Source organism: Saccharopolyspora sp. NPDC002578 (assembly GCF_053592695.1).
The window spans coordinates 1-26,511 of record NZ_JBSFWJ010000068.1 but is presented as its reverse complement, the minus strand read 5'-3'; the positions used below and the strand labels follow the sequence as shown (position 1 = coordinate 26,511).

At 72.0% G+C, this 26,511-nt stretch carries 26 protein-coding genes; 10 read left to right on the top strand and 16 right to left on the bottom strand.

The genetic code is table 11. From position 1 onward, the window contains the following. Positions 1–81: 81 nt before the first annotated feature. The 4 genes from ACWD38_RS24755 to ACWD38_RS24740 are packed head-to-tail and all read left to right on the top strand — an operon-like array spanning position 82 to position 3,537. Positions 82–843: an enoyl-CoA hydratase family protein gene (locus tag ACWD38_RS24755; RefSeq protein ID WP_450125001.1), complete on the top strand. Its 762-nt coding sequence runs from the start codon at positions 82–84 to the stop codon at positions 841–843. A gap of 11 nt (positions 844–854) precedes the next feature. Continuing rightward, positions 855–1,718, top strand: a complete 864-nt coding sequence (locus tag ACWD38_RS24750; protein WP_184479080.1) for a CoA transferase subunit A — start codon at positions 855–857, stop codon at positions 1,716–1,718. Continuing rightward, positions 1,715–2,461 (top strand): CoA-transferase subunit beta, encoded by a 747-nt coding sequence (locus ACWD38_RS24745; RefSeq protein ID WP_450125000.1) that lies wholly within the window; start codon positions 1,715–1,717, stop codon positions 2,459–2,461. Before ACWD38_RS24750 ends, ACWD38_RS24745 begins: the two co-directional genes overlap by 4 nt. After that, entirely contained in the window at positions 2,458–3,537 is a 1,080-nt protein-coding gene (locus ACWD38_RS24740; RefSeq protein ID WP_450124999.1) for an NAD(P)H-dependent flavin oxidoreductase, read from the top strand. The genes ACWD38_RS24745 and ACWD38_RS24740 overlap by 4 nt, the downstream gene beginning before the upstream one ends. Here the strand turns inward: ACWD38_RS24740 and ACWD38_RS24735 are convergent. From ACWD38_RS24735 to ACWD38_RS24725, 3 genes are all read right to left on the bottom strand, one after another. Continuing rightward, positions 3,518–4,165, bottom strand: coding sequence for a TetR/AcrR family transcriptional regulator (locus ACWD38_RS24735; RefSeq protein WP_184479077.1), 648 nt, complete (start codon positions 4,163–4,165; stop codon positions 3,518–3,520). The two genes, ACWD38_RS24740 and ACWD38_RS24735, sit on opposite strands and share 20 nt — an antisense overlap. A gap of 373 nt (positions 4,166–4,538) precedes the next feature. Further along, a complete protein-coding gene (locus ACWD38_RS24730) occupies positions 4,539–5,318 on the bottom strand; it encodes an SDR family oxidoreductase (protein ID WP_184479076.1) in 780 nt (259 codons plus the stop codon). Continuing rightward, entirely contained in the window at positions 5,315–6,496 is a 1,182-nt protein-coding gene (locus ACWD38_RS24725; protein WP_450124998.1) for an acyl-CoA dehydrogenase family protein, read from the bottom strand. Before ACWD38_RS24725 ends, ACWD38_RS24730 begins: the two co-directional genes overlap by 4 nt. Positions 6,497–6,631: 135 nt before the next feature. Here ACWD38_RS24725 and ACWD38_RS24720 point away from each other — a divergent pair, with 135 nt between their 5' ends. The 4 genes from ACWD38_RS24720 (at position 6,632) to ACWD38_RS24705 (ending at position 10,889) form a co-directional block, all read left to right on the top strand. After that, on the top strand, positions 6,632–7,498 hold the full coding sequence (locus ACWD38_RS24720; RefSeq protein WP_450124997.1) for an enoyl-CoA hydratase: 867 nt from the start codon (positions 6,632–6,634) through the stop codon (positions 7,496–7,498). Positions 7,499–7,601: 103 nt separating this feature from the next. Then, positions 7,602–8,762, top strand: a complete 1,161-nt coding sequence (locus ACWD38_RS24715) for an acyl-CoA dehydrogenase family protein (protein WP_184485181.1) — start codon at positions 7,602–7,604, stop codon at positions 8,760–8,762. Further along, entirely contained in the window at positions 8,759–9,763 is a 1,005-nt protein-coding gene (locus ACWD38_RS24710; RefSeq protein WP_450124996.1) for an acyl-CoA dehydrogenase family protein, read from the top strand. The genes ACWD38_RS24715 and ACWD38_RS24710 overlap by 4 nt, the downstream gene beginning before the upstream one ends. 22 nt (positions 9,764–9,785) lie before the next feature. Continuing rightward, positions 9,786–10,889, top strand: a complete 1,104-nt coding sequence (locus ACWD38_RS24705) for an acyl-CoA dehydrogenase family protein (protein WP_184479072.1) — start codon at positions 9,786–9,788, stop codon at positions 10,887–10,889. A 221-nt stretch (positions 10,890–11,110) separates the two neighbouring features. Here the strand turns inward: ACWD38_RS24705 and ACWD38_RS24700 are convergent, their stop codons facing one another. Further along, on the bottom strand, positions 11,111–11,680 hold the full coding sequence (locus tag ACWD38_RS24700; RefSeq protein WP_184479071.1) for a TetR family transcriptional regulator: 570 nt from the start codon (positions 11,678–11,680) through the stop codon (positions 11,111–11,113). A gap of 68 nt (positions 11,681–11,748) precedes the next feature. Here ACWD38_RS24700 and ACWD38_RS24695 point away from each other — a divergent pair, with 68 nt between their 5' ends. Then, positions 11,749–12,246 (top strand): nuclear transport factor 2 family protein, encoded by a 498-nt coding sequence (locus ACWD38_RS24695; protein ID WP_246456761.1) that lies wholly within the window; start codon positions 11,749–11,751, stop codon positions 12,244–12,246. A 121-nt stretch (positions 12,247–12,367) separates the two neighbouring features. Continuing rightward, positions 12,368–13,342 carry an SDR family NAD(P)-dependent oxidoreductase gene (locus ACWD38_RS24690; RefSeq protein WP_450124995.1) on the top strand — a complete coding sequence of 325 codons (975 nt, stop codon included), beginning with the start codon at positions 12,368–12,370 and terminating at the stop codon, positions 13,340–13,342. Here ACWD38_RS24690 and ACWD38_RS24685 read toward each other — a convergent pair. The 12 genes from ACWD38_RS24685 to ACWD38_RS24630 form a co-directional block, all read right to left on the bottom strand. Beyond that, positions 13,311–14,486: an MCE family protein gene (locus tag ACWD38_RS24685; protein ID WP_450124994.1), complete on the bottom strand. Its 1,176-nt coding sequence runs from the start codon at positions 14,484–14,486 to the stop codon at positions 13,311–13,313. The two genes, ACWD38_RS24690 and ACWD38_RS24685, sit on opposite strands and share 32 nt — an antisense overlap. Further along, positions 14,486–15,643, bottom strand: a complete 1,158-nt coding sequence (locus tag ACWD38_RS24680) for an MCE family protein (protein ID WP_184479067.1) — start codon at positions 15,641–15,643, stop codon at positions 14,486–14,488. The genes ACWD38_RS24685 and ACWD38_RS24680 overlap by 1 nt, the downstream gene beginning before the upstream one ends. Beyond that, entirely contained in the window at positions 15,643–16,839 is a 1,197-nt protein-coding gene (locus tag ACWD38_RS24675; RefSeq protein WP_184479066.1) for an MCE family protein, read from the bottom strand. The genes ACWD38_RS24680 and ACWD38_RS24675 overlap by 1 nt, the downstream gene beginning before the upstream one ends. After that, positions 16,836–17,867 (bottom strand): MCE family protein, encoded by a 1,032-nt coding sequence (locus ACWD38_RS24670; RefSeq protein ID WP_450124993.1) that lies wholly within the window; start codon positions 17,865–17,867, stop codon positions 16,836–16,838. Before ACWD38_RS24670 ends, ACWD38_RS24675 begins: the two co-directional genes overlap by 4 nt. Next, positions 17,864–18,898 (bottom strand): MCE family protein, encoded by a 1,035-nt coding sequence (locus ACWD38_RS24665; RefSeq protein ID WP_450124992.1) that lies wholly within the window; start codon positions 18,896–18,898, stop codon positions 17,864–17,866. The genes ACWD38_RS24670 and ACWD38_RS24665 overlap by 4 nt, the downstream gene beginning before the upstream one ends. Beyond that, a complete protein-coding gene (locus tag ACWD38_RS24660) occupies positions 18,895–20,247 on the bottom strand; it encodes an MCE family protein (RefSeq protein WP_450124991.1) in 1,353 nt (450 codons plus the stop codon). Before ACWD38_RS24660 ends, ACWD38_RS24665 begins: the two co-directional genes overlap by 4 nt. Positions 20,248–20,305: 58 nt before the next feature. Then, positions 20,306–21,175: an MlaE family ABC transporter permease gene (locus ACWD38_RS24655; protein ID WP_184479062.1), complete on the bottom strand. Its 870-nt coding sequence runs from the start codon at positions 21,173–21,175 to the stop codon at positions 20,306–20,308. A gap of 4 nt (positions 21,176–21,179) precedes the next feature. Continuing rightward, positions 21,180–21,974 (bottom strand): MlaE family ABC transporter permease, encoded by a 795-nt coding sequence (locus ACWD38_RS24650; protein WP_184479061.1) that lies wholly within the window; start codon positions 21,972–21,974, stop codon positions 21,180–21,182. Beyond that, a complete protein-coding gene (locus ACWD38_RS24645; RefSeq protein WP_184479060.1) occupies positions 21,971–22,960 on the bottom strand; it encodes an ABC transporter ATP-binding protein in 990 nt (329 codons plus the stop codon). Before ACWD38_RS24645 ends, ACWD38_RS24650 begins: the two co-directional genes overlap by 4 nt. Before the next feature lie 136 nt (positions 22,961–23,096). Then, a complete protein-coding gene (locus ACWD38_RS24640) occupies positions 23,097–23,846 on the bottom strand; it encodes a glucose 1-dehydrogenase (protein WP_184485179.1) in 750 nt (249 codons plus the stop codon). A gap of 5 nt (positions 23,847–23,851) precedes the next feature. Beyond that, complete coding sequence (locus ACWD38_RS24635; protein ID WP_184479059.1) at positions 23,852–25,360, bottom strand: aldehyde dehydrogenase family protein; 1,509 nt, start codon at positions 25,358–25,360, stop codon at positions 23,852–23,854. Positions 25,361–25,425: 65 nt separating this feature from the next. Beyond that, a complete protein-coding gene (locus tag ACWD38_RS24630) occupies positions 25,426–26,307 on the bottom strand; it encodes a 3-oxoacyl-ACP reductase (RefSeq protein ID WP_184485177.1) in 882 nt (293 codons plus the stop codon). Positions 26,308–26,511 lie beyond the last annotated feature (204 nt).

The window sequence follows — 26,511 nt, the reverse complement described above, 5'->3', positions numbered from 1 at the left end:
GATTTTCCGCCTCTGGCGGGAACTTCACCGCGATTGCTACCGTATCAACTCAACCTAACAAGTGCTAGGTTTGGTGATGCCATGACGATCCGGAATCGGCGCCACGACAACGGAATCGTGGTTCTGACCATGGACCACCCACCGGTGAACGCGCTGCCCGCCCAGGGCTGGCACGACCTCGCCGACGCGGTGCGCGCCGCCGGCGCGGACGAGCGGACCCGCGTCGTGGTCCTGCGGGCCGAGGGCCGCGGGTTCAACGCGGGAGTCGACATCAAGGAGCTCACCGCCGACCCCGGCCACGCCAAGCTCATCGCCGTCAACCACGGGTGCTTCGACGCGTTCAAGAGCGTCTACGAATGCCCGGTGCCGGTGATCAGCGCCGTGCACGGCTTCTGCCTCGGCGGCGGCATCGGGCTGGTCGGCAACTCCGACATCATCATCGCCGCCGAGGACGCGTACTTCGGCCTGCCGGAGGTGGATCGGGGCGCGCTCGGCGCGGCCACCCACCTGTCGCGGCTCGTGCCGCAGCACCGCGCGCGGGCGATGTTCTACACCGGGCGCACCGCGACCGCCCGCGAGCTCGCGGACTTCGGCTCCGTCTGGGAGGTCGTGGAGCCCGCGCGGCTGCACACCGCCGCCTGGGAGCTCGCCGAGTCGATCGCGGACAAGAACCCGCTCGTGATCCGCCGGGCCAAGGAATCCCTCAACGGCATCGACCCGGTGGACGTCCACCGCAGCTACCGGTTCGAGCAGGGGTTCACCTTCGAACTCAACCTCAGCGGAGTCTCCGACCAGGTCCGGGAGTCGTTCGGCGAGCCGGGCGGTTCCGGGCGGCACACGTGAAAGGGCGCGCGATGCGGGACAAGCTCACGACCCCCGACGAGATCGCGGGACGACTGCGCAGCGGCATGACCATCGGGATCGGCGGCTGGGGTTCCCGGCGCAAACCGATGGCGCTGGTGCGCGCGATCCTGCGCTCCGACGTGCGGGATCTGACCCTGGTGTCCTACGGCGGGCCCGACGTGGGGCTGCTGGCCGCGGCGGGCAAGCTGCGCAAGGTCGTGTTCGGGTTCGTCTCGCTGGACTCGATCCCGCTGGACCCGCACTTCCGCGCGGCCCGCCAGCGCGGCGAGCTCGACGTCGCCGAGTACGACGAGGGGATGGTGCTGGCCGGGCTGCGCGCGGCGGCGGCGCGGCTGCCGTTCCACCCGACCAGGGCCGGGCTCGGCTCCGACGTCCCGGCGCTCAACCCGGACTTGCGCACCGTGCGCTCCCCCTACGACGACGGCGAGGAACTGCTGGCGATGCCCGCGCTGCGGCTCGACGCGGCGCTGGTGCACCTCAACCGCGCGGACCGGCACGGCAACGCCCAGTACCTCGGGCCGGACCCCTACTTCGACGACCTGATGTGCGCGGCGGCCGATCACGGCTACGTCAGCTGCGAGCGGGTGGTGCCCACCGAGGAGCTGCTGCGGGCGGGGCCGGTGCAGTCGGTGCTGCTGAACCGGACGCACACCGACGCGGTCGCCGAGACGCCGCGCGGCGCGCACTTCACCGGCTGCGCCCCGGACTACGACCGGGACGAGGCGTTCCAGCGGCGCTACGCCGCCAGCGCCGCCGACCCGGCGAGCTGGGAAGCGTTCCGCGCGGAGTTCCTCAGCGGGGACGAACAGGCGTACCAAGCCGCGGTCGACGCGGCACGGGAGGTGGCCGAATGACCGACGACGTGAGCCGCGCCGAGATCTGCGCCGTGGCCTGCGCCGACAGCTGGCGCGACGCCGGTGAGGTGCTGGCCTCCCCGTTCGGGCACGTCCCCTCGCTCGGCGCGCGGCTGGCCCGGCTGACCACGGCGCCCGACCTGCTGCTGACCGACGGCGAAGCGGTGCTGCTGGCCGACACGCCACCGCTGGGCGGGGACGGCGCGACCACCGAGGGCTGGATGCCGTACCGGCAGGTGCTCGACCTGCTGGCCGGCGGACGGCGGCGGGTGATGATGGGCGCGACCCAGATCGACCGGCACGGCAACCAGAACATCTCCCGGATCGGCCCGTGGGACCGGCCGAAGGTGCAGCTGATCGGGGCGCGCGGCGCACCGGGCAACTCCGTCAACCACGTGACCAACTACTGGGTCCCCGACCACGGCAAGCGGATCTTCGTGGAGGCCGTCGACCTGGTCTGCGGCGTCGGGCACGATCGGGCCGTCGGTGCCGCCGGGCGGTTCCACGACGTGCAGGTCGTCGTGACGAACCTGGGCGTGCTCGACTTCGCCGGGGCGGGCGCGACCATGCGGCTGCGCTCGGTGCATCCCGGTGTGACGGTCGAGCAGGTACGGGAGAACACCGGCTTCGAGCTCGACACCACCTCGGTGACCGAGACGCGGCAGCCGACCGCCGAGGAGCTCGACCTCATCCGCACCGTGCTGGACCCCGGCGGGCTCCGCGACCGAGAGGTCCGGGCATGACCGCGCCCGTGCTCGACACCGCGCTGTGCCGGTTGACCGGGGTGCGGCACCCGGTGGTGCAGACCGGGATGGGCTGGGTGGCCGGTCCGCGGCTGGTCTCGGCGACCGCGGAGGCCGGTGCGCTCGGCGTGCTCGCCTCCGCGACCATGAGCTTGGAACAGCTGGAGTCGGCGATCCGGGAAGTGCGCGAGCGCACCGGGAATCCGTTCGGCGTGAACCTGCGCGCCGACGCGGCCGACGCCGAGCAGCGGGTCGACCTGCTCATCCGCGAAGGGGTCCGGGTGGCCTCGTTCGCGCTGATGCCCGACCAGCGCCTGATCGGCAGGCTCAAGGACGCCGGCGTGGTCGTGATCCCGTCCGTCGGCGCGCGGCGGCACGCGGAGAAGGTGCGGGCCTGGGGTGCCGACGCCGTGCTCGTGCAGGGTGGTGAGGGCGGCGGGCACACCGGCCCGGTCGCCACCACCGTGCTGCTGCCGCAGGTGGTGGACGCGGTGGACATCCCGGTGATCGCCGCGGGCGGCTTCTTCGACGGCCGCGGGCTGGCCGCGGCGCTGTGCTACGGCGCGGCCGGGATCGGGATGGGCACCCGGTTCCTGCTGACCTCCGACAGCGCCGTGCCCGACGCGGTCAAGCAGCGCTACCTGGCCGCCGCCGCGGGCGACGCCCAGGTCACCTCGCGGGTGGACGGCATGCCGCACCGGATGCTGCGCAGCGCCCTGACCGAGAGCGCCGAGTCCACCGGCAGGCTGCGGCGGCTGCCGGGCGCGCTGCGCCACGCCGCCGCGTTCAAGGCGATGAGCGGCATGTCCTGGCGGCGGCTGATCGCCGACGGGCTCGCGATGCGCCGCGCGAAGGAGATGCCGTGGAGCGCGGTGCTGCTCGCGGCGAACACCCCGATGCTGATCAGGGAGGCGCTGGTGCGCGGCGACGCCGACGCGGGGGTGCTGCCCGCCGGGCAGGTCGTGGGGTTGCTCGACGAGCTGCCCGGCTGCGCGGAACTGGTCGAGGGCATCGTCGAGGACGCGGCTCGCGTGCTGGCGGGCTCCGCCGGGCTCGTCAGCCGCGCGGAGTCGTGATCCCCTCGCACAGGATGGTCACGTGCTGTTCCGCGATGACCTCGGCGTTCAACCGCCCGCGCGGGTTGTACCAGTGCACCGTGGTCCACACGGCGTCCCGGATCAGCCGGTAGGCGATCTTCACGTTGAGGTCTTCGCGGAACACGCCGGCCTGCTGGCCCTGCTGGAGCACCTTCGTCCAGGTGCGCTCGAAGTCGTTGCTCGCCCGGCGCAGGTAGTCGAAGCGCTCGAACTGGGCGAGGTGCTTGGCCTCGTTCTGGTAGATCGTGACCGCCGAGCGGTACCCGTTCATGGCGCGGAAGGACTGCCGGATCAGCTCGGTGACGGTGGTGCGCGGATCGGTCGCCTCGCGCAGCACGTCCGCGTAGAGCCGCTGCTGGAAGTCCAGGAACTCGCGCAGGATCTCGTCGACCATCGATTCCTTGGAATCGAAGTGGTGGTAGAGGCTGCCGGACAGGATGCCCGCGGCATCGGCGATCTCCCGGACCGTCGTGACCACGAAGCCCCGCTCGGCGAACAGGTCCGCCGCGATCGCCAGCAGCTCCGCGCGCCGCCGCGATCCGCCGCTTCCCGCGTCGGCACCTGCCGGGCGCTGCACACGCCCGGACGAGCGCTTGGTTTCGGCCATGTCCCCATCCTCTCATCAGTTGAGCCGGGGCTCGCGACGCCGGGCTCGACCTGCGCTCGACGACGTCACGACCGACCCGAATCCGGTCACATCGGGATCACGCCACCCGTTCCCGGCACCACGTTCCGCATCCACCGCCGCATCGGCACGTCACCCATCCCATCCCCGATCTCAAGAAGGATCGAAGCGCACCAGCAAGAACCTCCCCGTGATCGGGGCGGCGGCGACGCGGCGAATCCATGGCTCACCACTTCGGGGGTCACACGTCACCCGGGTACCGCGATTTCGCGAGAAATCGCGCGAGTCGTCCACAGAGCACGGATTCGTCCACAGGCGCATCGGTCGACGCGGGGGTGCGGCCGCGAACGGGCCGTCACGGGTGCTGGCTGCTGACGGAGATGACCTCGCCGGTCAGGTAGGTCGAGTAGTCCGAAGCCAGGAAGACGATCGCGTTCGCGACCTCCCACGGTTCGGCGGAGCGCCCGAACGCCTCCCGGGACTCGAGCTCGGCCAGCAGTTCGTCCGAGGTCACCTTCGCCAGGTTCGGATGCATCACCAGGCTCGGCGCGACCGCGTTCACCCGCACCCCCAGCTCGGCCGCGTCGATCGCCGCGCAGCGGGTCAACGCCATCACGCCCGCCTTCGCCGCCGCGTAGTGCGCCTGCCCCGCCTGCGCCCGCCAGCCCACCACCGAGGAGTTGTTCACGACCACGCCCCCGCCGCCCTGCTCCCGGAACCGCCGGATCGCCGCGCGGGTGCAGCGGAACGTGCCGTTGAGCGTGACGTCCAGGACGCGGTCCCACTGCTGATCGGTCATGTCCTGGATCGGCGCCGTGCCACCGAGTCCGGCGTTGTTGACCACGACGTCGAGCCGTCCCAGCTCCGCCGCCGCGGCGTCGACCAGGCGCTGCACCTGCTGCTCATCGGTGACGTCGCAGGGCACCGCGAGCACCTGCGCGCCGGGCAGCTCGGCCAGCTCCGCGCGGGTCGACTCCAAGCGCCGCTCGTGCGCGTCGCTGATGACCACGCGGGCGCCTTCGCGGATCATCCGGCGCGCGGTCGCCGAGCCGATCCCGGAGCCCGCCGCAGCGGTCACCAGTGCGGTCTTGCCCTCCAGCAGCGCGTGCGGCGCGGGTTCGGCGGGAGTGGTCACGGCCGGGCCTCCTTCGGCAGGCCGAGCACGCGCTCGGCGATGATGTTGCGCTGGATCTCGTTGGAACCGCCGTAGATGGTGTCGGCGCGGGTGAACAGGAACAGCCGCTGCCGTTCGTCGAGCCGGTAGGGCGCGTCCTCGGCCACCAGGCCGCACGCCCCGGCCACCTCCATGGCCAGCTCGCCGAGCCCGCGGTGGAAGGTGGCCCAGTACAGCTTCGCGATGGACGCTTCCGGGCCCGCGGTGCCGTTGGCCACCCCGGTCAGGGTGCGCAGCGCGTTGAACCGCATCACCTCCAGCCCGATCCACGCCCGGCTGATCTTGTCCCGCAGCACCGGGTCGTCGAGCGCGCCGCCGCTGCGGGCGAGGTCGGTGATGCGCTCCAGTTCGCGGCGGAACACCACCTGCTGGTCGATGGTGCCGACGCCGCGTTCGAACCCGAGCGTGCCCATCGCGACCGTCCAGCCGCCGCCGACCTCGCCGACGACGTGGGAGGCGTCGGTGCGGGCGCCGTCGAAGAACACCTCGTTGAACTCGGAGGTGCCGGTGAGCTGCACGATCGGCCGCACCTCGACGCCCGGCTGGTCCATCGGCACCAGCAGGTAGGACAGCCCGCGGTGCCTGCCGCCGGGCGGGCCGGTGCGGGCGAGCACGAAGCACCAGTCGGCCACGTGCGCCAGCGACGTCCAGGTCTTCTGCCCGTCGATCACCCAGTCCGGCCCGTCGCGGCGCGCCTTGGTGGACAGGTTCGCCAGGTCGGATCCGGCGGAGGGCTCCGAGTAGCCCTGGCACCACAGTTCTCGCACCTCGACGATCGCGGGCAGGAACCGCCGCCGCTGCTGCTCGGTGCCGAAGGCGATGATCGTGGGCCCGAGCAGCTCCTCGCCGACGTGGCCGACGCGCACCGGCGCCCCGATGCTCGCGTACTCCTCGTGGAAGATCACCTGCTGCGCGATCGACGCGCCGCGCCCGCCGAACTCCTCGGGCCAGCCCAGGCAGGTCCAGCCGCCCGCCGCGAGGTGGCGGTCCCAGGCGAGCCGCAGCTCGAACTCCTCGTGCTCGCGACCAGGCCCCCCGAGGCCCCGCGCCGCGGCGAACTCACCGGTGAGGTGATCACCCAGCCACTCCCGGACCTCCCGGCGGAACGCCGCCTCCTGAGCGCTGTCGGCCAGCTCCATCCGACTACCCCCGATCCGCCCGGTCAGCACCGGACGATCGTGTTTCCCAGCCATCGCAGGAAAAAACAAGCCTACCAAGCACTTGCTAGTTTCGCTAACCTCGGAGGGCGCCGACACCTCGACGAGGAGGCAACGATGGCCGAACAGGAACCGGTCGTGACCTACGAGCGGATCGAGCGGACCGCCGTCGTGACGATGAACCGGCCCCGGTACCGCAACGCGCAGAACTCCGCGATGACCTACGCGCTCGACGACGCCTTCTACCGGGCCTGCGCCGACGACGAGGTCGCCGTGATCCTGCTGGCCGGGGCGGGCGAGCACTTCTCCGCCGGGCACGACATCGGGTCGCCGGGCCGCGACGCCGACGTGGACTTCGAACGCCGCGCCGGGCTGTGGTGGGGCCACGCGGGCAAGACCGGCGGCGAATCGCGGTTCGCCCGCGAGCAGGAGGTCTACCTCGGGATGTGCCGGCGCTGGCGGGAGATGCCGAAGCCGGTGATCGCGAGCGTGCAGGGCGCGTGCGTCGCGGGCGGGCTGATGCTCGCCTGGGTCTGCGACCTGATCGTGGCGTCCGAGGACGCGTTCTTCGCCGACCCGGTGGTGCGGATGGGAATTCCCGGCGTGGAGTACTTCGTGCACCCGTGGGTGCTGGGGCCCCGAGTGGCCAAGGAGTTCCTGTTCACCGGCCGGAAGATGAGCGCGCAGCGGGCCTACGAGGTCGGCATGGTCAACCAGCTCGTCGCGCGCGACCGGCTCGGCGACGCGTCGAGGGAGCTGGCCGCGGAGGTCGCGGCGATGCCCCGGTTCGGCCTGGCGCTGGCGAAGAAGGCCGTCAACCAGGCCGAGGACCTCATGGGCAGGCACAGCGGCCTGGACTCCGCGTTCGGGCTGCACCACCTGGCGCACGCGCACAACGCCGAGGTCGGCGCGGACTCGCTCGGCGGCATGGACGCCAAGAGCATGAAGCGCGCCGCCGACGACGGCCGGGACTCCTTCGGATGAGGTCGCAGCGGTGCCGGTCGCGCGGGCGGTCGGCCCCGCCGTCGACGAGTCGCCGAACAGCAGATCAGGCGCGAGGACCGTGCAGCGCCGCCGGGAGGACGCCGTGGATTTGACCTTCTCCGCCGAGGAGCTCGCGTTCCGGGACGAGGTCCGGAAGTGGTTGCGGGACAACGTGCCCGCCGAGCCGCTGCCGTCGCTGGAGACCGAACGCGGGTTCGCGGCGCACCGGGAGTGGGAGCGGGCGCTGCACGCCGCCGGGCTGTCGGTGGTGTCTTGGCCGATCGAGTTCGGCGGGCGCGACGCCTCGCTGGTGAAGTGGCTGCTGTTCGAGGAGGAGTACTACGCCGCCGGAGCACCCGGCCGGGTAGGGCAGAACGGCATCTTCCTGCTGGCGCCGACCATGTTCGAACACGGCACCCCGGAGCAGCAACGGCGGCTGCTGCCGCGGATGGCCTCCGGCGAGGACGTGTGGGCGCAGGCGTGGTCCGAGCCGGAGGCGGGCAGCGACCTCGCCGGGATCCGCAGCAGGGCGCGGCGGGTGCCGGGTGGCTGGCGGCTGTCCGGGCAGAAGACGTGGAGCTCGCGGGCCGCGTTCGCCGATCGGGCGTTCGGGCTGTTCCGCAGCGATCCCGACGCGCAGCGCCACCGCGGGTTGACGTACTACCTGTTCCCGCTGGACGCCGACGGCGTCTCGGTGCGTCCGATCGGGCGGCTCGACGGCAAGCCCGCGTTCGCCGAGATCTTCCTCGACGACGTGTTCGTGCCGGACGAGGACGTGCTCGGCGAGGTCGGCGCAGGCTGGCGGGTCGCCATGAGCACCGCGGGCAGCGAGCGCGGGTTGTCGCTGCGCAGTCCGGGCCGGTTCCTCGCGGCGGCGCGGCGGCTCGTCGAGTCCTGGAACGCGCGCGGCGGTGACCCGGGGGTGCGGGATCGGGTGGTCGACGCGTGGATCGGGGCGCAGGCCTACCGGCTGGCCACCTTCGAGACGGTCACGAAGGTGCTCGACGGCGCCACGATCGGGCCGGAGGCGAGCCTGAACAAGGTGTTCTGGTCCGAGCTGGACATCCGACTGCACGAGACCGCGCTGGACCTGCTCGGCCCGGACGCCGAGCTCGCCGCCGACTCCCCCGCGGCACCCGACGGCGGGGCCTGGGCGGACGGCTACCTTTTCTCGCTGGCCGGGCCGATCTACGCGGGCACCAACGAGATCCAGCGCAACGTCATCGCCGAGCGCGTGCTCGGCCTGCCGAGGGAGCCCCGATGAGGTTCGCGCGCACCACCGGACAGCAGGACATGGCCGCGGCGCTGCGGGCGCTGCTGGACTCCGACGGCGGCGCGGCGGTCGCGCGCAGCTGGGCGGAGGGCGATCCGGCTCCGTGGCGGCGGGTGTGGGCCCGGCTCGGCGAGATGGGGTTGTGCGGGATCGCCGTCCCCGAGCAGCACGGCGGACTGGAGCTGGGCGCGGTGGAACTGGTGGTGTGCCTGGAAGAACTGGGCCACGCCGGGTTGCCGGGGCCGTGCCTGGAGTCGATCGCGGTGGTGCCCGCGCTGCTGGCGGGCACCGAATCCGAGCGGAAGTGGTTGCCCGAACTGGCGGCCGGGCGGGCGGTGGCCACGGTCGCGTTCACCGATCACGTACCGCGCGCGCTAGACGCCGACGCGGCCGACGTGCTCTTCCGGTGCGACGGGGAAATCGCGTCGGTGGCGGACAAGGACGTCGAGGTGCCGCAACGGTCCTTCGACCCGGCTCGCCGGTTGTGGCCGGTCGATGCGAGCGGTCCGCCGATCGACGGTGCGCGGGTGGCGGCGGCGTTCGACGCGGGCGTGCTCGGGTGTGCGGCCCAGTCGCTCGGGATCGCCCGGCGGCTGCTGGACGACTCGGTCCGCTACGTCGGCGAACGGCACCAGTTCGGCAGGCCCGTCGGCGGCTTCCAGGCGGTGAAGCACCACTTGGCGAACGTGGCGTTGAAGATCGAGTTCGCTCGGCCGTTGCTGCACGGGGCCTGCCTGTCGCTGGACTCGGGCGCTGGACATTGCTCCCGCGACGTGTCGGCCGCGAAGCTCGCGGCGGGCGAGGCGGCGCACTTCGCGGCCCGCACCGCGCTGCAGGTGCACGGGGCCATCGGCTACACCGCCGAGCACGACCTGCAGCTGTGGTTGACGAAGGCGACCGCGTTGCGTTCGGCGTGGGGCGCTGCGAGCGTGCACCGGCGGCGGGTCGCAGACGCCCTCGCCTCCGGGTGCACCGCCCCGATCGGATCGTGAGACCGGACTTCCGGGAGGCATCGTGCATTTCGCGTTCACCGACGAGCAGGAGGACCTGCGGAGAGCGGTTCGCGCGCTGGTGGACCGCGACGGCGGGCCGCACGTTCCGCCACCGGAGGCACCGGATACCGGGCACGACACCGCGCTGTGGCGGCGGTTGTCCGCGGAGATCGGTGCCGCCGGGCTGGCCGTGCCCGAGGAGCACGGCGGCAGTGGGGCGAGCCTGGTGGAGAGCTGCCTCGTCGCGGAGGAACTGGGGCGCCGGCTGGTCGTCGGCCCGTTCCTCGGCAGCGCCGTGGTGAGCGCCGAAGCGGTGCTGGCCGCGGGCGATCCGGCGGCGTGCGCGCGGCTGCTGCCCGGACTCGCCGCCGGTGAGCGGGTGGTCTCGTTGGCGTGGGCCGAACCGCGGAGCTGGTGGAGCACCACCGAGTGCACGACCACGGCGGCGCGCGATGGGGAGAGCTGGCGCCTGACCGGGGAGAAGAACTTCGTGCTGGACGGCGCGCAGGCCGACGCGGTGCTCGTGGTCGCCGCGACCGGCGACGGGTTGTCGCTGTTCGAGGTGGAGGCGCCCGCGGCGATCACGACCACTCCGCTGGATCCGACGCGTCCGATGGCGCGCTTCGAGTTCGCCGGGACACCTGCCCGGCCGGTGGGCGACGAGGGGTCGGCCGGGCCGGTGCTCACCCGGTGCCTGGAGGTCGCCGCCGTCGCGCTCGCCGCCGAGTGCGTCGGGGCCGCCGACCGGTGGCTGGCGGAGATCGTCGGCTACGTCCAGGTCCGCGAGCAGTTCGGCCGCAAGATCGGCTCCTTCCAGGCCGTCAAGCACCGGTTGGCGGACCTGTTCGTGGCCGTCGAGTCCGCCCGCTCGCTGTCGCAGGCGGCGAGCTGGGCGGTCGCGACCCGCGACGAGCGGGGCCCGGAGTGGGCGGCGATGGCGAAGTCCTTCTGCTGCGAGACCTACCAGGACGTCGCCGCCGAAGGCGTCCAGCTGCACGGCGGCATCGGCATCACCTGGGAGCACGAGGCCCACCTGCACCTCAAACGAGCCCACGGCGCCGCCCAGCTGTTCGGCACCCCCCGCAGCCACCGCCAACGCCTGGAATCCCTGCTGTCCCTGCACTAGCACCCACCGGCCGGGGCTCAGCGGTGCTTTGTCCTGTCAGCGGCGGAGCCGCTGAGCAGTGACCACCAAAGCAAGCCGACCACCCGCGGGTTCTCAGCGTTCTTCTCGCGAGGACGGCTTTTTCCCTCGTGGCGGAGCCACGAGGGAAAAAGATCCCGCAGCGAGAAGAACGCTGAGGTTCCGCCACCCGACCCGCTACGCAGGTCATCCGGAGAGGCTCCTCAAACGCCCCGCCACATCCCGTCGATCAGCATGCCCACGAGCTGTTCCACGCTGACCCTCCAGCCGTCCTTCGACAGGTGCCCGCTGAGTTCCATCCCCGCGATGCCGTGCGCGCTCGACATCAGCAGCGCACCGTAGCGGTGCGCGTCCGGTTCGCCGACGATGTCCGCGACGAGGGCGAGGAACTCGTTCTCCAGGCGGCTCGCGGCCTCGGCGGCCACCGGGGTGCTCGCCGGCGTGCTGAACATCAGGGCGTACCGGTGCGGTGTCCGGCGGGCGACGTCGATGAGCGCCAGCAGGGCTCGTTCGAGTCGGGAGTCCGGCGCGGAATCCGGGTCCGTCCGCAGTGCCGCCACGTCGTCGGCCAGCGAGCTCCAGGTCCCGACGGCGAGCTCGGCCAGCAGGTGCTCCTTGTTCGTGAAGTGCCCGTAGGGCGCACCGCGCGAGAGTCCCGCCTTGGCCCCCACCGCGCGGAGGGTCACCGCGTCGGGGCCTCCCTCGTCGAGCAGCTCGGACGCGGCGCGCACGAGGGTGCGTCGGGTCGCGGCGGCGGTCTCGGCTCGTGTCACGCGGACGATCCTACTTGACAGCGTCACCTGAACCGGGGACAGTCGTTCACATGACACTGTCACACCAAATGCCCACCGATGATGCCCGCGTGCAACGCCTGGTGGACCGCGCCGAGATCAACGATGTTCAGCTCCGCTACGCGTCGGGCACCGACTCCCACGACTGGGAGCTCTTCCGCAGCTGTTTCACCGACGAGGTCGAGGTCGACTTCAGCGAGGGCTTCGGCCGGCCCGTAGCTCGCATGAAGGCCGACGACTGGGTGCGGGGCACAGCGCCGAGGATGGAGTCCTTCGCGGCGACGCAGCACATGATCACGAATCTGGTGATCACTTTCGACGGCGACGACCTGGCCACGTGCGTCGCGTACGTCCGAGCCCGACACCACCTTCCCAACAACACCGGCGGCAGCGACCAGACCGTGTACGGGTATTACACGAATCGCTTCGAGCGGACCTCGCACGGATGGCGAATCGCCAAGGTCAAGCTGACGGCTCTGTGGATGACCGGGAACTTCGGCCTCTTCCAGGCAGCACTGGCTCCTGAAGAGTCCGCCGCCCCGGCCTGATCCCTCCCTCCCCCGCGAGCACCGGCGATCCACCCATGCCACGAGTGCACCTCATCGCCGACCTCGGATCCGAGGCAGGGCTCGCGCACCGAGCTCAACCGCGCAGGAGATACCAATTCCCGTGACACAGCACCACGAACCACTCCCCGACCTCGCGGGCCGCACCATCGTCGTCACCGGCACGACGTCCGGCCTGGGCCTGGCCCTGTCGCACGCGCTCGCGGGAGCGGGCGCCCGCGTACTGATGACCGTCCGAGACGCCGAACGCGGCCGGGCCGCCGTCGAGCAGGTGCGGGCCGGACTCCAAGGCCGCGGCTCGGCCGAGACCGTCCTGCTCGACCTGGCCGAGCTCGCCTCGGTCCGCACCGCTGCCGCCGAGATCCGGGAACGCACCGGCGACCGGGTCGACGTGCTGATCAACAACGCCGCCGTGTCGCTGGGCCCGCACGAGCGGACCCGAGACGGGTTCGAGCTCCAGCTCGGCACCAACCACCTCGGCCCGGCCGCGCTCACCTGGCTGCTGATGCCTGCGCTACGAGCGGCGGGCGAACCCGACCGGCCCTCCCGAATCGTGACGACCTCGAGCCTCGGGCACCGCACCGGCGGACTCGACCTCACCGACCCGCACTGGGACCGCCGCCGCTACTCGCCGACGCTGGCCTACGGCGCCTCGAAGCTCGCGAACCTGCTGTTCGCCGCCGAACTCGATCGGCGGCTGCGGCGAACCGGGGCCCCGGTCCTGTCCGTCGCCGCCCACCCGGGACTGACGGCCTCGGAACTGCTGAACAACAGCCTTACCCGCAGGAGCACCTGGCGGGCCCGGCTGCTCCGCCTCCCGGACCGGTTCCTGTCCCAGCCGGTCACCGACGGGATCGCACCCCAGCTGCGCGCCGCCCTCGGGCCGGTGCGCGGCGGCGACTACCTCGGCCCGACCGGAGCCTTCGAGACCCGCGGACCCGCCGGACCCGCCCGCCTCTCGGCGACCGCGCGCGATCCGGAACTCGCCCGCGAGCTGTGGGAGTTCACCGCCGCGACGACCGGCGTCACGCCAGATCCCACGCCGGTCAGCCTGACGGGGCCAGGGGGAACGGGATGAGTTCCCGGCTCGGTGGGACGGCCGCGGCGTCGGGGATGGGGGCGCGCGGAACGTTGGCGGAGCCTCGGACGTTGGTGGGGCTGCCCGGGGGTTCGGCGCAGTGGATGTCGCGGTTCGGCGGGGCGGGCGTGGTGTCGCTGCCGGGGCGGCGTTCGGTGCCCTCGTAGCCCTTCTCGCAGGCGAGCGGGTTGAAGAAGTTCAGCACCACGCCCAGGTGCCCGCGCCCGTCGCCGTCCTGGGCGCTGTGGCTGCTCGCCGACATCATCGGCAGGGCCACCAGCATGTTCTCCAGCGCGGGCCCGCGGACGTCGAGCAGCTGCATGGTGGTCAGCAGGTTCGCGGTGGTCTTCTGCAGCCCGGTCCGGCTGGTGCGCAGCAGCTCGTCGATCTGCCCGGCCGCGGGCGGAGCCGCGTCGATCAACCGCCGCAGGTCCGGGTCGGAGCTCTTGAACTGCTCGGCGACGTCGCGCAGGCCGCTGCTGAACGCGGTGATCTGCTCGGCCTGGTCCTGCTGCGTGCGCAGCACCACGTCGGAATTGTCCAGCAGCGCCGTGGTCTGCGGCAGGTTCCGGTCGGCGGCGGCGATCAGCGAACCGGTGCTGTCCAGCATCCGCTGCAGGTGCGGGCCGGTGCCCTGGAACGCGGTGCCGGACTCCTCGACGACGGTGCGCAGCGAGTCGAGGGGCACGCTGGAGACCAGCTGGTCGAGGTTGAGCAGCACCGACTCCGGCGAAGGCGGGATCTCGGTGCGCGCTTGCGGGATCACCGATCCCTCGGCCAGCACCGGCCCGCGGTCGTCGTCGGGGCGCAGGTCGAGGTACTGCTCCCCCACCGCCGAACGGTTCGCCACGGCGGCGCGCGCGGCGGCGGGGATGGGCGGGGCCGCGGCGTCGATGTGCAGGTCCACCGCCGCGCCCCGGTCGGTGAGCCGCATGCCGGTGACCCGGCCGACCGCCACGCCCCGGTAGGTCACCTCGGAGTTCACGAAAACCCCGCCGGAGTCCGGCATCTCCACGACCACGGCGTAGCCGCCGCCACCGAACAGCCGGTCCAGCCCGGCGTAGCGGGCACCGGTGAACCCGATCCCGACCACCGCGATGACCAGGAACAGCCCCAGCCGGATCTTGGTCGCTCTGCTGAACATCACTGCCCCCCGAGGAGGTCGTCGAGCAGCCCGCCGGGCTGGTCCCCGGGCGGGGTGAGCGGGACCGCGGGCTCCTGCCCCGGCACCGGGAGACCAGGCGGCTCGGGAGGTGCGGGGGGCGGCCCGTCGGAGATGCCGGGCACCGGCAGCAGCGGCCCGGAGCTGTTGAGCAGGTTGCCGAGCACGCTGGTCAGGTCGAGGTCCAGATCCACGTCGACGTTCACGAAGTCGCCCTTGAGCGGGATCATCGCGTTCTCCGGGAAGGGGTAGCTGGCCAGGTATCCGATGGACTTCGGCAGGTCCGTGCCCGCCTTGGCGAGTTCGCGCAGCGTCGGTTCCAGCGCTTCGAGATCGGCCACCAGGTCCTGCCCACTCGCATCCACGGTGGACACCGCGACCTGCGAGAAGCGGTCCAGCGACTGCAACATCCCGACCAGCTGCGTGCGCTGCTGCTCGATCACCCGCAGCCCGGGCGCGAGGCCGTCGAGCCCGGTGTTGAGGTCGTCGGTCTGCGCACGCAGGTCCGCCGAGAGGCGGTTGAGCCCGTCGAGCGCGCGGGTGATGTCGTGCTTCTGCGCGTCCAGCCGGGTCACGGCTTCGTCCACCCTGGACAGCAGGGAGCGGATTCTGGGCTCGTTGCCGGACAACGCGCGGTCCAGCTCCTCGACGATGCCGTTGAGCTGCGCCACCCCGCCGCCGTTGAGCAGCAGCGACAACGCGCCGAGCACCTCTTCGACCTGCGGGTTGCGGTTGGTGCGCTCCACCGGGATCACGTCGCCGTCGCGCAACCGGCCGCGCTCCGGCCCGGCGGCGGGCGGCGCGAGCTCCACGAACTTCTCGCCCAGCAGGCTCGATTGGCGCAACCGGGCGTCGGCGTTGCCCGGCAACCGCACGTCGCCGTTGACCACCAGCGTGACCACGGCGGTCGCGTTGTCCGGGGCGAGCCCGATCCGCAGCACCTTGCCGACGGGCACGTCGTTGACCTTCACCCCGGCCTGCGGCACCAGGTCAAGCACGTCGGCGAACCGCACGCTCACCTCGTAGGGCCGGTCGCCCAGGTCGGCGCCGCCGGGCAGCGGCGCCTCGTAGAGCGACGATCCGCATCCGGTGAGCAGCACGGACACCAGCGCGCAGGAGGTCACCCGGATCGGTCTCATCACGGGCCTCCGGTTCCCGGCGCGTCCGGCATCGCGCCGGTCAGCGGCAGCGGCAGCGGTGGCAGTTCGCCCTGGCTGAGGTGGTGCACGGCCTCGCCCGCCGAGGGCAGCCGCAGGGTGCCGTCGAGCACCCCGGACAGCTCGCCGCACGCGTTCCACAGCTCCGGCGGGATCTGCGCCGGCGTCGAGTGCTCCAGCAGCTTGCACACCATCAGCACCGGCGGATTCGTCAGCTCGTTGATGTTGGCGCGCACCGCGACCGAACCGGAGGCGGAGTCGTAGGCGTTGACGAAGTTGCTCATCCCCGTCGGCGCGATGTCGAGCACCTCGCCGAGCGCCTCGCGCTGGTCCACCAGCGCTTGGGTGATGCCCGCGAGGTTGTCCACGTTCGCCGACACCGACTCGCGGTTGTCCCGGATGAAGGCTTCCAGTTCGGTCAGCGCGGTCGCCAGCGAGCTCAGCGACGCGGCGGTCTGCTGCCGCTCGTCGGCGAGGAACCCGGACACGTCCGCGAGGCGGCCGTGGAAGTCCCGCACCTGCGCGTCGTTCGCGGCCAGGGTCGCGGTGAACTCGTTGAGGTTGTCGACGGTGGCGAACAGGTCGCCCTGCGAGTGCGACAGCGTGCCGGACAGCTCGCCGAGCCGCCGGATCGTCTCGTTCAGCTTCGCGCCGTTGCCGTCGAGGTTGGCCGCCGTGGTGTCCAGCAGGTCCGACAGCGCCCCGTTCTCGTTGGCGCCCTGCGGCCCCAGCGCCTGCGACAGCGCGTTGGCGCTGCGGTAGAGGTCGTCGAGATCGGCCGGCGTCATGGTGCGGTCCTTGCCGAGCACCGCACCGGAATCCAGCTGCGGCCCGGCGGAGTACGCGGGGGTGAGCTGCACGTACCGGTCGCTGACCAGGCTCGGCGCGACCATCACTGCCTTCGCCTCCGCCGGGATCCGCACGCCCCGGTCCACGCTCAGCTCGACGCGGACCTGCCCGCCTTCCGGGCGCACCGATTCGACGCTGCCGACGTCCACGCCCAGCACCCGCACCGACGAGTCCGCGTAGAGGCCGACGGCCCGGTCGAAGTAGGCGGTGATGCGGGTGCCGGGGTCGCGCAGCACCCACCACAGGCCGGCGCTGAACAGCAGCACCAGCACGCAGCCGAAGGCGAGCAGCGCCGTCAGCGCGGGATGCCTCGCGGTCGGAGTGCTCATGGTCCCCCTCCAGGCCCTGGTTGCGGTCGGCTCAGGTCGCAGCCGTCCGGGTTGATCTGCAACGGCCCCGCGGAGGCCGTGGGCGGCAGCAGCCCGCACAGGTAGCCGTCGAACCAGCGGCCGTTGCCGACGGTGTTGTTGAACCCGGTCACGTAAGGCTCCAGCGCGGCGATGGTGGCGGCGATGTCGTCCTGGTTGCGCTGCAGCATCGAGGTGACCTGCTCCAGTTCGCGCATCGCCGGGTTCAGCCGCTCCTGGTTGTCGGCGATGAGTCCGCGCAGCTGGCCGGAGACCGCTTGCGTTCCGCGCAGCAGCGAGCTGATCGCCTCCCGCCGGTTCTGGAGTTCGGACAGCAGCAGGTTGCCGTCGCCGATGAGCCGGGCCACCTGCTCGTCGCGGTCGGCGGCGACCTCGCTGACGTCGGCGGCGTTGTGCAGCAGCTCGGCCAGTTCCTGGTCGCGGGAGGCGATGGTGCGCGACAGGGCGGAGAGCCCGTCGACCGCGCCGCCGAGGTGCTGCGGGCTGCCGCGCAGGCTCTCCGCCAGCACCTCGAAGCTGCGGCCGAGCTGATCGCTGTCGACCTGCTCGGTGGTGCGGGTCAACTGGTCGAGCGCGTCGGGGATGTCGAAGGGGACCTCGGTGCGCGCCGCCGGGATCGTCTCGTCCGGGTCCTGCTCGTCGCGGCCGTCGGGGCGCAGCGCGAGGTTCTTCGCGCCGAGCAGCGTCTTGATCTGAATGGAGACCCGGCTGCGATCGCCCACCCGCACGTCCTCGACGCGGAAGTGCACGAGCACCCGGTCACCGTCGAGGCGCACGTCGGTGACCTCGCCGACCTTCACCCCGGCGACCTCCACCTCGTCCCCGGCGGCGAGGCCCGCGGACTCCGTGAACCGCGCCGAATAAGTGGTTCCGCCGCCGATCAGCGGCAGGTCGTTGGCGAAGAACGCCAGCAGGGTCACGACGGTCAGCAACCCGAGGGACACGATCCCCACGGTCGCCTGGTCCCGGTCGCGCAGTGCGGTGCTCACGGCTGACACCTCGCAGGCATGTCGGTCGGCGGCAGCGGCAGCACCTGGGCTTGCACGTCGAGCCCCGAGATGCCGACCCGCCCGGTCAGGCGGCAGAGGTAGAAGTTGAACCAGCTCCCGTAGCTCACCGTCCGGGTCAGCGAGTCGAGCCGTCCCGGCAAGGTCCGCACATCGTGCTCCAGCTGCGGCAGGCCCGCGTTGAGGTTCGCCGACAGGTCACCGAGCGCGGCCACGTCCTCGCGCAGCGGCGGGCGCGCGTCCTGCAGCAGACCGGCGGTGGTGTGGGTGAGGTCGTCGAGCGCGGTGACCGCGTCGCCGATCGGTTCGCGCTGCTCGGCGAACCCGCTCACCAGCCGCTGCAGCGCGTCGATGAGCTCGCCCAGTTGCGGGCTGCGGGCGCTGACCTGGCCGAGCACCGCGTTGAGGTTGTCGATGACCTGGCCGATCACCTGGTCCTTCTCGGCGAGGGTGGACGTCAGCGACGCGGTGTGCGCGAGGATGCTCTCGACGGTGCCGCCTTCCCCTTGCAGCACCTGGATCAGCTGGCCGGAGAGCTTGTTGACGTCACCCGGTTCCAGCGCCTGCAGCAGCGGCTGGAATCCGTTGAACAGCGCGGTCAGGTTCAGCGCGGGCCGCGTCTGCTCCACCGGCAGCGTGGCGCCCGCGGCCAGTTCCGGTTCGCCGGGCGAGAGCGCGGCGTCCAGCGCGAGGTAGCGCTGCCCGGCGAGGTTGCGGTACTTGACGGTCGCGACCGCGTCGGCGGGCAGCGTGCGGGCGGCGTCGATCTCGAAGCGGGCCAGCGCCCTGGTGCCGTCGACGACCTCCAGCGAGCTCACCTCTCCGACGCGCACCCCCGCGATGCGGACCTCGTCGCCCACGCCGAGTCCCGAGGCGTCGTCGAACTTCGCGGCGTACTCGGAGGTCGAGCCCACGTTCGACGCCGCGACGGTCATCGCCAGCAGCGCCGTCAGCAGCACCGTGACGAGGGTGAACAGCGACAGCTTGACCAGTGGCGCGGTGAGTCCCCTCATCGCACGGTCACCTCCGCTCCGCGGTAGACGGGTCCCACGAGCACGCTGCTCCAGTCCGGCACCCGGCTCGGCGTCCGCCGCAGCGACGGCGCCAGCAGCGCGGCGACCAGGTCGCGTTCGGCGGGGGAATTGGCGGCCAGCGGCCCGCCGGAGGCGCCGTCGGCGGCCTGCGGGCTGGTCGTAGCAGGGGAATCCGCGGGGTGTTGCTCACCGGGGCCGTGCGGTGGTGGCGGGTGCGTGGACCCGTCGCGCAACGGGCCGCCGGGCGCGTACTGCGGGAAGCGGTCCGGCGGCTCCACCCACGGGTAGCAGCGGGGTCCTCGGGTGTCCTCGTAGCGGGGCGCGTCGGTGCCGGGCAGGTACTTGCCGCGGCTGCCGGTGACCTCGATGGTGACCTTCTGCATCGGATTCTCGTCGCCCTTGCCGAACGCGCGCTCCGCGATCGGGAGGCTGGTGGCGATCTGGTCGAGCACGCAGGCGTACTGCGGCGCGTAGCGGCCGAACAGCTCCAACGTGGACCGGGAGTCGGCGCTGAGCCGGATCAGGTTGTCCTGGTTGGCTTCCAGGAAACCGCTCGCGTTCACGGCGGTGACGGTGGTGGCGTTCCAGACGTAGCGCAGCTGGTCGCCGCGCTCGGCGATGGTCGTGCTGGTCGTGGTGAAGTCGCGCAGCGCGCTCAGCAGGTCCGGCGCCGCTTCCTGGTAGGTGCGCGAGACGTCGTCGATGCGGCCGAGGACCGACTGCAGGCGCGGCAGCGACGGGTTGAACTTCGCCAGGTAGCCGTCCAGGTCGCGGATCGTGGTGCCCAGCTGCTCGCCGCGCCCGTCCAGCGCCTGCGAGACCGCGTCGAGCGTCGCCGACAGCTGCTGCGGCTGCACCGCCTGCAGCAGCGGGAGCAGGTCGTCGAGCACCCGCTCGATCTCGATCGCCGCCGCGCTGCGGTCCTGGCCGATCACGTCGCCGCTCGCGAGGCGTGCGCCTCCCCCGCCGTCCGTGGGGAAACCCAGCGACACGTAGCGCTCGCCGAACAACGTCTTCGGCAGCAGCCGGGCCGTGACGTCGGCGGGGATCTTCGCCGCCATCTCGGGCCGCAGCGCGAGCTCCACGGTGGCGCGCCCCTGGCCGGGGTCCACCGAGCGCACCTCGCCGACCAGCACGCCGCGCACCTTCACGTCGGCGCCGGCGCGCATCTCGTTGCCCGCCCGGTCGGTGTGCAGCGTGACGGGCACGACCGGGGTGAACGCCTTCTGGTAGAAGCCGATCATGGCGCTGAAGAACAGCGCCGAGACGAGCAGGAACACCAGTCCCAGCAGCTGGTGGCGGCGCCGATCGCGCAGCAGGTTCGTCATCGGTGCGCCCCTCCCCGTCCGGGGGCGGCCCGCCGCGCGCCGCGCGCGCTCCCGGGGCTCATCCCGCGATCCGCACGGTCGTCGTCGAGCCCCAGATCGCCAGGCTCAGGAAGAAGTCCAGCACCGCGACCAGCACGATCGAGGTGCGCACCGCGCGCCCGACCGCGACCCCGACCCCGGCGGGCCCGCCGCGCGCGGTGTAGCCGTAGTAGCAGTGCGTCAAGATCACCACGAGGCTGAACACCAGCACCTTGCCGAACGACCACAGCACGTCCTGCGGCGGCAGGAACAGGTGGAAGTAGTGGTCGTAGGTCCCCGCGGACTGGCCGTAGAACCACACGGTGATCTGCCTCGACGCGAAGTACGAGCCGAGCAGCCCCACCACGTACAGCGGGATCACCGCCGCGAGCCCGGCCAGCACCCGGCTGGTCACCAGGTACGGCACGGTGCGCACGCCCATCACTTCGAGCGCGTCGATCTCGTCGGAGATCCGCATCGCCCCGAGCTGCGCGGTGAACCCGCAGCCGACCGTCGCCGACAGCGCCAGCCCCGCAGACAGCGGTGCGACCTCGCGGGTGTCGAAGTACGCGGCGATGAACCCGGTGAGCGCGGAGGTGCCGAGCTGGTCCAGCGAGGAATAGCCCTGCAGCCCGACGATCGCGCCGGTGCACACCGTCATGCCGATCATCACGCCGAGCGTGCCGCCGATGACGGCCAGCGCACCGCTGCCGAACATCACCTCGGTCAGCAGCCGGCCGGTCTCCCGCCGGTACTTGCGCAACGTCAGCGGTGCCAGCGCGAGGGCCCGCAGGTAGAACGACAGCTGCCAGCCCAGCCCGGCCAGCGCGTCGCCCGGCCGGGAGAACAGCAGCGACAGCCTGCGGCGCCACGCCGTCGGCGGCGGCAGGTACTGCTCGGTGACGGCCATCGGCTCACAACTCCTTCGGCGGGATGAGCTGCAAGTAGATGCCGGTGATCACGAGGTTGATCGCGAACAGCAGCAGGAAGGTGATCACCACGGCCTGGTTGACCGCGTCGCCCACGCCCTTCGGGCCACCGGCCGGGTTCAGGCCGCGGTAGGCCGCGACCACGCCCGCCACGAACCCGTAGATCAGCGCCTTGAACTCGCTGACGTAGAGGTCCGGCAGCTGGGCGAGCGCGTTGAAGCTCGCCAGGTACGCACCGGGCGTCCCGCCCTGCAGCACCACGTTGAAGAAGTAGCCGCCGGCCACGCCGACCACGCTGACCAACCCGTTGAGCAGCAACGAGACGAACACCGCGCCCAGCACCCGGGGCACGACGAGGCGGTGGATGACCGAGACGCCCAGCACCTCCATCGCGTCGATCTCCTCGCGGATCTTGCGGGCGCCGATGTCCGCGCACACCGCCGATCCGCCCGCACCGGCGACCAGCAGCGCGGTGATCAGCGGGCTGGCCTGCTGCAGGATGGACAGCGCGCTGGCGGCACCGGTGAACGACTGGGCGCCGATCTGCTGGGTCAGCGACCCGAGCTGCATGGCGATCACCGCGCCGAACGGGATCGCCACCAGCGCGGTCGGCAGGATCGTGACGCTGGCGAACAACCATGCCTGCTCCACCCATTCCCGCACCTGGAAGGGCCGCCGCGGAATGGCCCGCAGGACCTCCCACGACAGCGTCGCCAACCGCCCGACCTGGGCGAAGGCGGCGCGTGCGGGGACGCGGTGGCTCGCACCCGGCGAACTCATGCGGGCTCCCCCGGCCGCCCACCGCGCTGCTCGGCCCGCAACCCGGCCAGCACCCGCTCGCGCACCGGCGCGGGCCAGGTGTCCAGCGAGGCCCGCACCCGCTCGGTGCGGCGGCGCACCGCGGTGCGTTCCGGGACGCCGGGGCTGGGGGTCAGCTGCGGGGTGATCTCGCGCGGGGCCGCTGCGGGCAGCGCGGCCAGTTCGGCGGCGGCGGTCGCGGCGTCCTTCTCCTCGCTCATCCCGATCGGTCCGGCGCGGCGGCCGTTGACGAACTGGTCGATGACCGGCTCGTCGCTGGTGAGCAGCACTTCCCGCGGGCCGAACAGCACCAGCCTGCCGCGGAAGAACAGGCCCAGGTTGTCCGGCACCGTGCGCGCGACCTCGATGTTGTGGGTGACCAGCAGGATCGTGGTGTCCAAGTGCGCGTTGAGGTCGATCAGCAGCTGCGACAGGTACGCGGTGCGGACCGGGTCGAGCCCGGAATCGGGCTCGTCGCAGAGGATCACCTCCGGGTCGAGCACCAGCGCCCTGGCCAATCCCGCGCGCTTGCGCATCCCGCCGGAGAGCTCACCCGGGAGCTTGTGCTCCGCGCCGGAGAGGCCGACCAGCTCCATCTTCTCCAGCGCGATCCGCCGGACCTCCGCCTCCGACTTGCGGGTGTGCTCCCGCAGCGGGAACGCCACGTTGTCGAACAGGTTCATCGATCCGAACAGCGCGCCGTCCTGGAACAGCACCCCGAAGCGCTTGCGGATCGCGTAGAGCTCCCGCTCCGAGCAGGAGCACACGTCGGTGCCGTCGACCAGCACGCTGCCGCGATCCGGTTCCAGCAGCCCGATCAGCAACTTCAGGAACACCGACTTGCCGGTCCCCGAGGGTCCGAGGATCGCGCTGACCTCCCCCGGCGGCAGCGTCAGCGACACGTCCGACCACACCGTGCGCTGCCCGAAGGACTTCGTCAGCCCTCGAACACCCACTTCAACGCCCATCGGAACACCACCACTTCGAAGGAGCACTCGTGCTCAGCGGCTGCGCCGCCGGCAGGACGACGGCTCGTTCACACCGACAACGCAGGCGGCTTCCGGGATCCGCCACCCGCCCCGCTGCGCGGACCATCGGCACTCCTCACCTCGACAGGGCGTACGCCGCCGTCGCGCCGCCGTCGGCCACGAATTCGGCGCCCGTGCAGTAGGAACTCTCGTCACCGGCAAGGAACAGCACGAGGTTGGCGATGTCCGCCGACTCGCCGAGCCGACCCAGCGCGAGCCGGGACTTCGCGAAGCCGTCCATCGCGTCTCCCGCGACGTCCCGCAACATCCCCGTGTCGATCATTCCGGGATGCACCGAGTTGACCCGGATGCCGCGCTCGCCGAGTTCCAGCGCGGCGACCTTCGTCATGCCGCGGATGGCGAACTTGCTCGCCGCGTAGGCCACCGTTCCCGGCATCCCCGCCAGACCCTCCACAGAGGACACGTTGATGATGGAACCGCCGCTCGGCATGGAACTGAGCACGGCGCGCATCCCGAGGAAGGCGCCGATCTGGTTCACCCGCACGACCCGCTCGTAGTCCGCGAGCGCCGTGTCGGCCAGCGCCGCCAGGTGCAGCACGCCGGCGTTGTTGACCAGAACGTCGACCGGCCCGAACACCGACTCCGCGACCCGGATCGCCTCGTCCCACTCGTGTTCGGCGGAGACGTCGAGGTGCCGGTAGCGGGCGGGCTCGCCGAGCTCACCGGCCAGCGCCTCGCCCGCCTCGTCGGCGACGTCGGCGAGCAGCACGCGGGCGCCTTCGGACACGAAGCGGCGCGCGGCGGCGGCGCCCTGACCGCCGGCCGCACCGGTGATGACCGCAACCTTCCCGGAAAGCCGCTCCACGGCCGTCACATCATCTCTTCGGTCAGCGGCATCAGCACCGTCTTGAGCTCGGTGTAGGCCTCGTAGGCGCTGCGCCCGCCCTCCCTGCCGAGGCCGGACTGCTTGTACCCGCCGAAGGGCAGGTGCGGCTCGACCTGGAAGCCGTTGATGCCGACCGTGCCCGCGCGCAGCTTGCGCGATACCCGGAACGCGCGCTGCGCGTCGGCGGTGAACACGCCCGCGCCGAGCCCGTACTCGGTGTCGTTGGCGAGCCGGATCGCCTCGTCCTCGTCGGTGAAGGGCACCACCGACAGCACCGGCCCGAAGACCTCCTGCTGGGCGATGTTCATCGAGTTGTCGACGTCGGCGAAGATCGCCGGGGTCACGAAGTTCCCGGCGCTGAGGTCGCCGTCGGCCCGCTCACCGCCGGTGACCAGCCGGGCGCCCTCCTGCTTGCCGCGTTCGACCAGGTCCAGCACCCGCTTGAGCTGCCTCTCGTTGATCAGCGGGCTGGCCAGCACTCCCGGGTCGAACGGGTCGCCGTAGGTGACCGAGGCGGCGATCATCTCCGCGGCGCCGATGAACTCGTCGTAGACGTCGCGGTGCACCAGCGCCCTGGTGTGGGCCACGCACGCCTGCCCGGACAGGCCGAGGGTGACCATGCCCATCGCCGTCATCCCGGCCAGCCCCGCGTCGGAGTCCGGGAACACCAGGGCGGGGCTCTTGCCGCCGAGCTCCAGCGACACCCGCTTCATCGTCGGCGCCGAGGCCTCCACGATCCGGCGTCCCACTTCGCGGCTGCCGGTGAAGCTGACCTTGTCGACCATCCGGTGCGTGATCAGCGCTTCGCCGGTCGGTTCGCCGGTGCCGGTCACGACGTTGACGACGCCGTCGGGAATCCCGGCGTCCGCGAGCAGTTCCACCATCCGCAGCACCGCGAACGTCGCGTACTCGGACGGCTTCAGCACGACGGTGCACCCGGCCGCCAGCGCGGGGCCGAGCTTCTGGGCGAACAGCAGGAACGGCGCGTTCCACGGCAGGATCGCGGCGACCACGCCGATCGGTTCGCGCAACGTCATCGCCAGGTGGTCGCCGCCCTGGTACGGCGGCAGGGTCTCGCCGCCGGCCTTGTCGATCCAGCCCGCGTGGTGGTCGAAGGCGTCGGCGGCGACGTCGACCGATCCGGCGTAGACGGTGCCGAACGACAGCGGCACCCCGTTGTCCAGCGCCTGCAGGCCGCGCAGCTCGTCGGCGTGCTCGCGCAGGGATTCGGCGTAGCGGTGCAGCAGCTTCGCCCGCCGCCCGGCGGGCATCGTCGGCCACTCGCCCTCGTCGAAGGCGCGCCGCGCCGCCCGGACCGCTTCGTCGACGTCTTCGGCGCCCGCGACGGGGAATTCCCCGACCTCTTCCTGGGTGGCGGGGTGCAGGTGGGTCCAGGTCTCGCCGGAACGGGCCTGGCGCCACTCGCCGTCGACGAGCAACGAGCCGTTGCGCAGCCCGACGTTCCCGCGATGCTGTTGCACGGTCAGCGACATCGTCGTCACTCCTCCTGGTGCTGGTCGTCCGGAGCCGATCGCGGGCTCCGTCGGGTCGTGCCGCTTCAGCCCAGCGCGAGCAGGTCGTCGCTGGTGAACATGGCTTCGCCGCGCCCGGCGAAGTAGTCGCCGACGGACGCGTGGAGTTCCGCGGCGGTCCAGGTCGGTCCCGCGGTGTCGAAGCGGCGCTCGACGGCGGGCGGTGCCATGAGCACGACCTTGCCGCCGTGCACCACGAACACCTGGCCGTTGATCCCCGCGGCGGCCGGTGCCGCGAGGTAGGCGACGAACGGCGCCACGTGCTCGGTGGACAGCGGATCGACACCGCTTTCCGGTGCGGGCCCGAAGGTGTCCTCGGTCATCCCGGTCCTGGCGCGCGGGCAGATCACGTTGGCGCGCACGCCGTAGCGGGCGGTCGCGCGGGCGGTGGAGACCGTCAGCATGGCGATGCCCGCTTTGGCCGCCGTGTAGTTCGGCTGCCCGCCGGAGCCGAACAGGAACGCCTCGGACGCGGTGTTCACGATGCGCCCGTAGACCTCGCCGCCGGTGTCCTTGGACTGCGCCCGCCAGTGCGCGGTCGCCGCCCGGGAGAGCAGGAAGTGACCGCGCAGGTGGACCCGGATGACGTCGTCCCACTCCTGGTCGGTCATGTTGAAGATGGTGCGGTCGCGCAGAACTCCCGCGTTGTTCACCACGACGTGCAGGCCGCCGAAGCGCTCCAGGGCGGTCGAGACCAACCCGTCGGCGACCTCGCGGTCGCTGATGTCGCCGCGCACGGCCACCGCTTTCCCCCCGGCGGCCTCGACCTCCCCGACCACCGCGTCCGCGGCGTCCGAAACGTCGTTGACCACCACCTCGGCACCGGCCCCGGCCAACGCGAGCACCTCCGCCCGCCCGAGCCCACCACCGGCCCCGGTCACCACGGCCACCTTGCCCGCCAGGCTCAACTCCGCCCGCTCGTCCACACCAGACTCCTCAGTCACCGGAAACAGGCCTCTCCCACGGTTTTCGGTTTCGTCTTGTCGGTGGCGAAGCCGCCGAGCAGCGACCACCAGAGCAAGCCGACCACCGGCGGGGTCTCAGTGGGTTCCTCGCGAGGACGGCTTTTTCCCTCGTGGCGGAGCCACTCGGGAAAAAGATACCGCAGCGAG

Coding starts and splice junctions, on each gene's coding strand:
- ACWD38_RS24735 (WP_184479077.1), bottom strand. CDS start 4,165: ATGGCCGAAACCAAGCGCTCGTCCGGGCGTGTGCAGCGCCCGGCAGGT.
- ACWD38_RS24755 (WP_450125001.1), top strand. CDS start 82: ATGACGATCCGGAATCGGCGCCACGACAACGGAATCGTGGTTCTGACC.
- ACWD38_RS24675 (WP_184479066.1), bottom strand. CDS start 16,839: ATGAGCACTCCGACCGCGAGGCATCCCGCGCTGACGGCGCTGCTCGCC.
- ACWD38_RS24655 (WP_184479062.1), bottom strand. CDS start 21,175: ATGGCCGTCACCGAGCAGTACCTGCCGCCGCCGACGGCGTGGCGCCGC.
- ACWD38_RS24650 (WP_184479061.1), bottom strand. CDS start 21,974: ATGAGTTCGCCGGGTGCGAGCCACCGCGTCCCCGCACGCGCCGCCTTC.
- ACWD38_RS24695 (WP_246456761.1), top strand. CDS start 11,749: ATGCCCACCGATGATGCCCGCGTGCAACGCCTGGTGGACCGCGCCGAG.
- ACWD38_RS24635 (WP_184479059.1), bottom strand. CDS start 25,360: ATGTCGCTGACCGTGCAACAGCATCGCGGGAACGTCGGGCTGCGCAAC.
- ACWD38_RS24720 (WP_450124997.1), top strand. CDS start 6,632: ATGGCCGAACAGGAACCGGTCGTGACCTACGAGCGGATCGAGCGGACC.
- ACWD38_RS24645 (WP_184479060.1), bottom strand. CDS start 22,960: ATGGGCGTTGAAGTGGGTGTTCGAGGGCTGACGAAGTCCTTCGGGCAG.
- ACWD38_RS24745 (WP_450125000.1), top strand. CDS start 1,715: ATGACCGACGACGTGAGCCGCGCCGAGATCTGCGCCGTGGCCTGCGCC.
- ACWD38_RS24680 (WP_184479067.1), bottom strand. CDS start 15,643: ATGAGACCGATCCGGGTGACCTCCTGCGCGCTGGTGTCCGTGCTGCTC.
- ACWD38_RS24750 (WP_184479080.1), top strand. CDS start 855: ATGCGGGACAAGCTCACGACCCCCGACGAGATCGCGGGACGACTGCGC.
- ACWD38_RS24710 (WP_450124996.1), top strand. CDS start 8,759: ATGAGGTTCGCGCGCACCACCGGACAGCAGGACATGGCCGCGGCGCTG.
- ACWD38_RS24725 (WP_450124998.1), bottom strand. CDS start 6,496: ATGGAGCTGGCCGACAGCGCTCAGGAGGCGGCGTTCCGCCGGGAGGTC.
- ACWD38_RS24685 (WP_450124994.1), bottom strand. CDS start 14,486: ATGTTCAGCAGAGCGACCAAGATCCGGCTGGGGCTGTTCCTGGTCATC.
- ACWD38_RS24740 (WP_450124999.1), top strand. CDS start 2,458: ATGACCGCGCCCGTGCTCGACACCGCGCTGTGCCGGTTGACCGGGGTG.
- ACWD38_RS24660 (WP_450124991.1), bottom strand. CDS start 20,247: ATGACGAACCTGCTGCGCGATCGGCGCCGCCACCAGCTGCTGGGACTG.
- ACWD38_RS24665 (WP_450124992.1), bottom strand. CDS start 18,898: ATGAGGGGACTCACCGCGCCACTGGTCAAGCTGTCGCTGTTCACCCTC.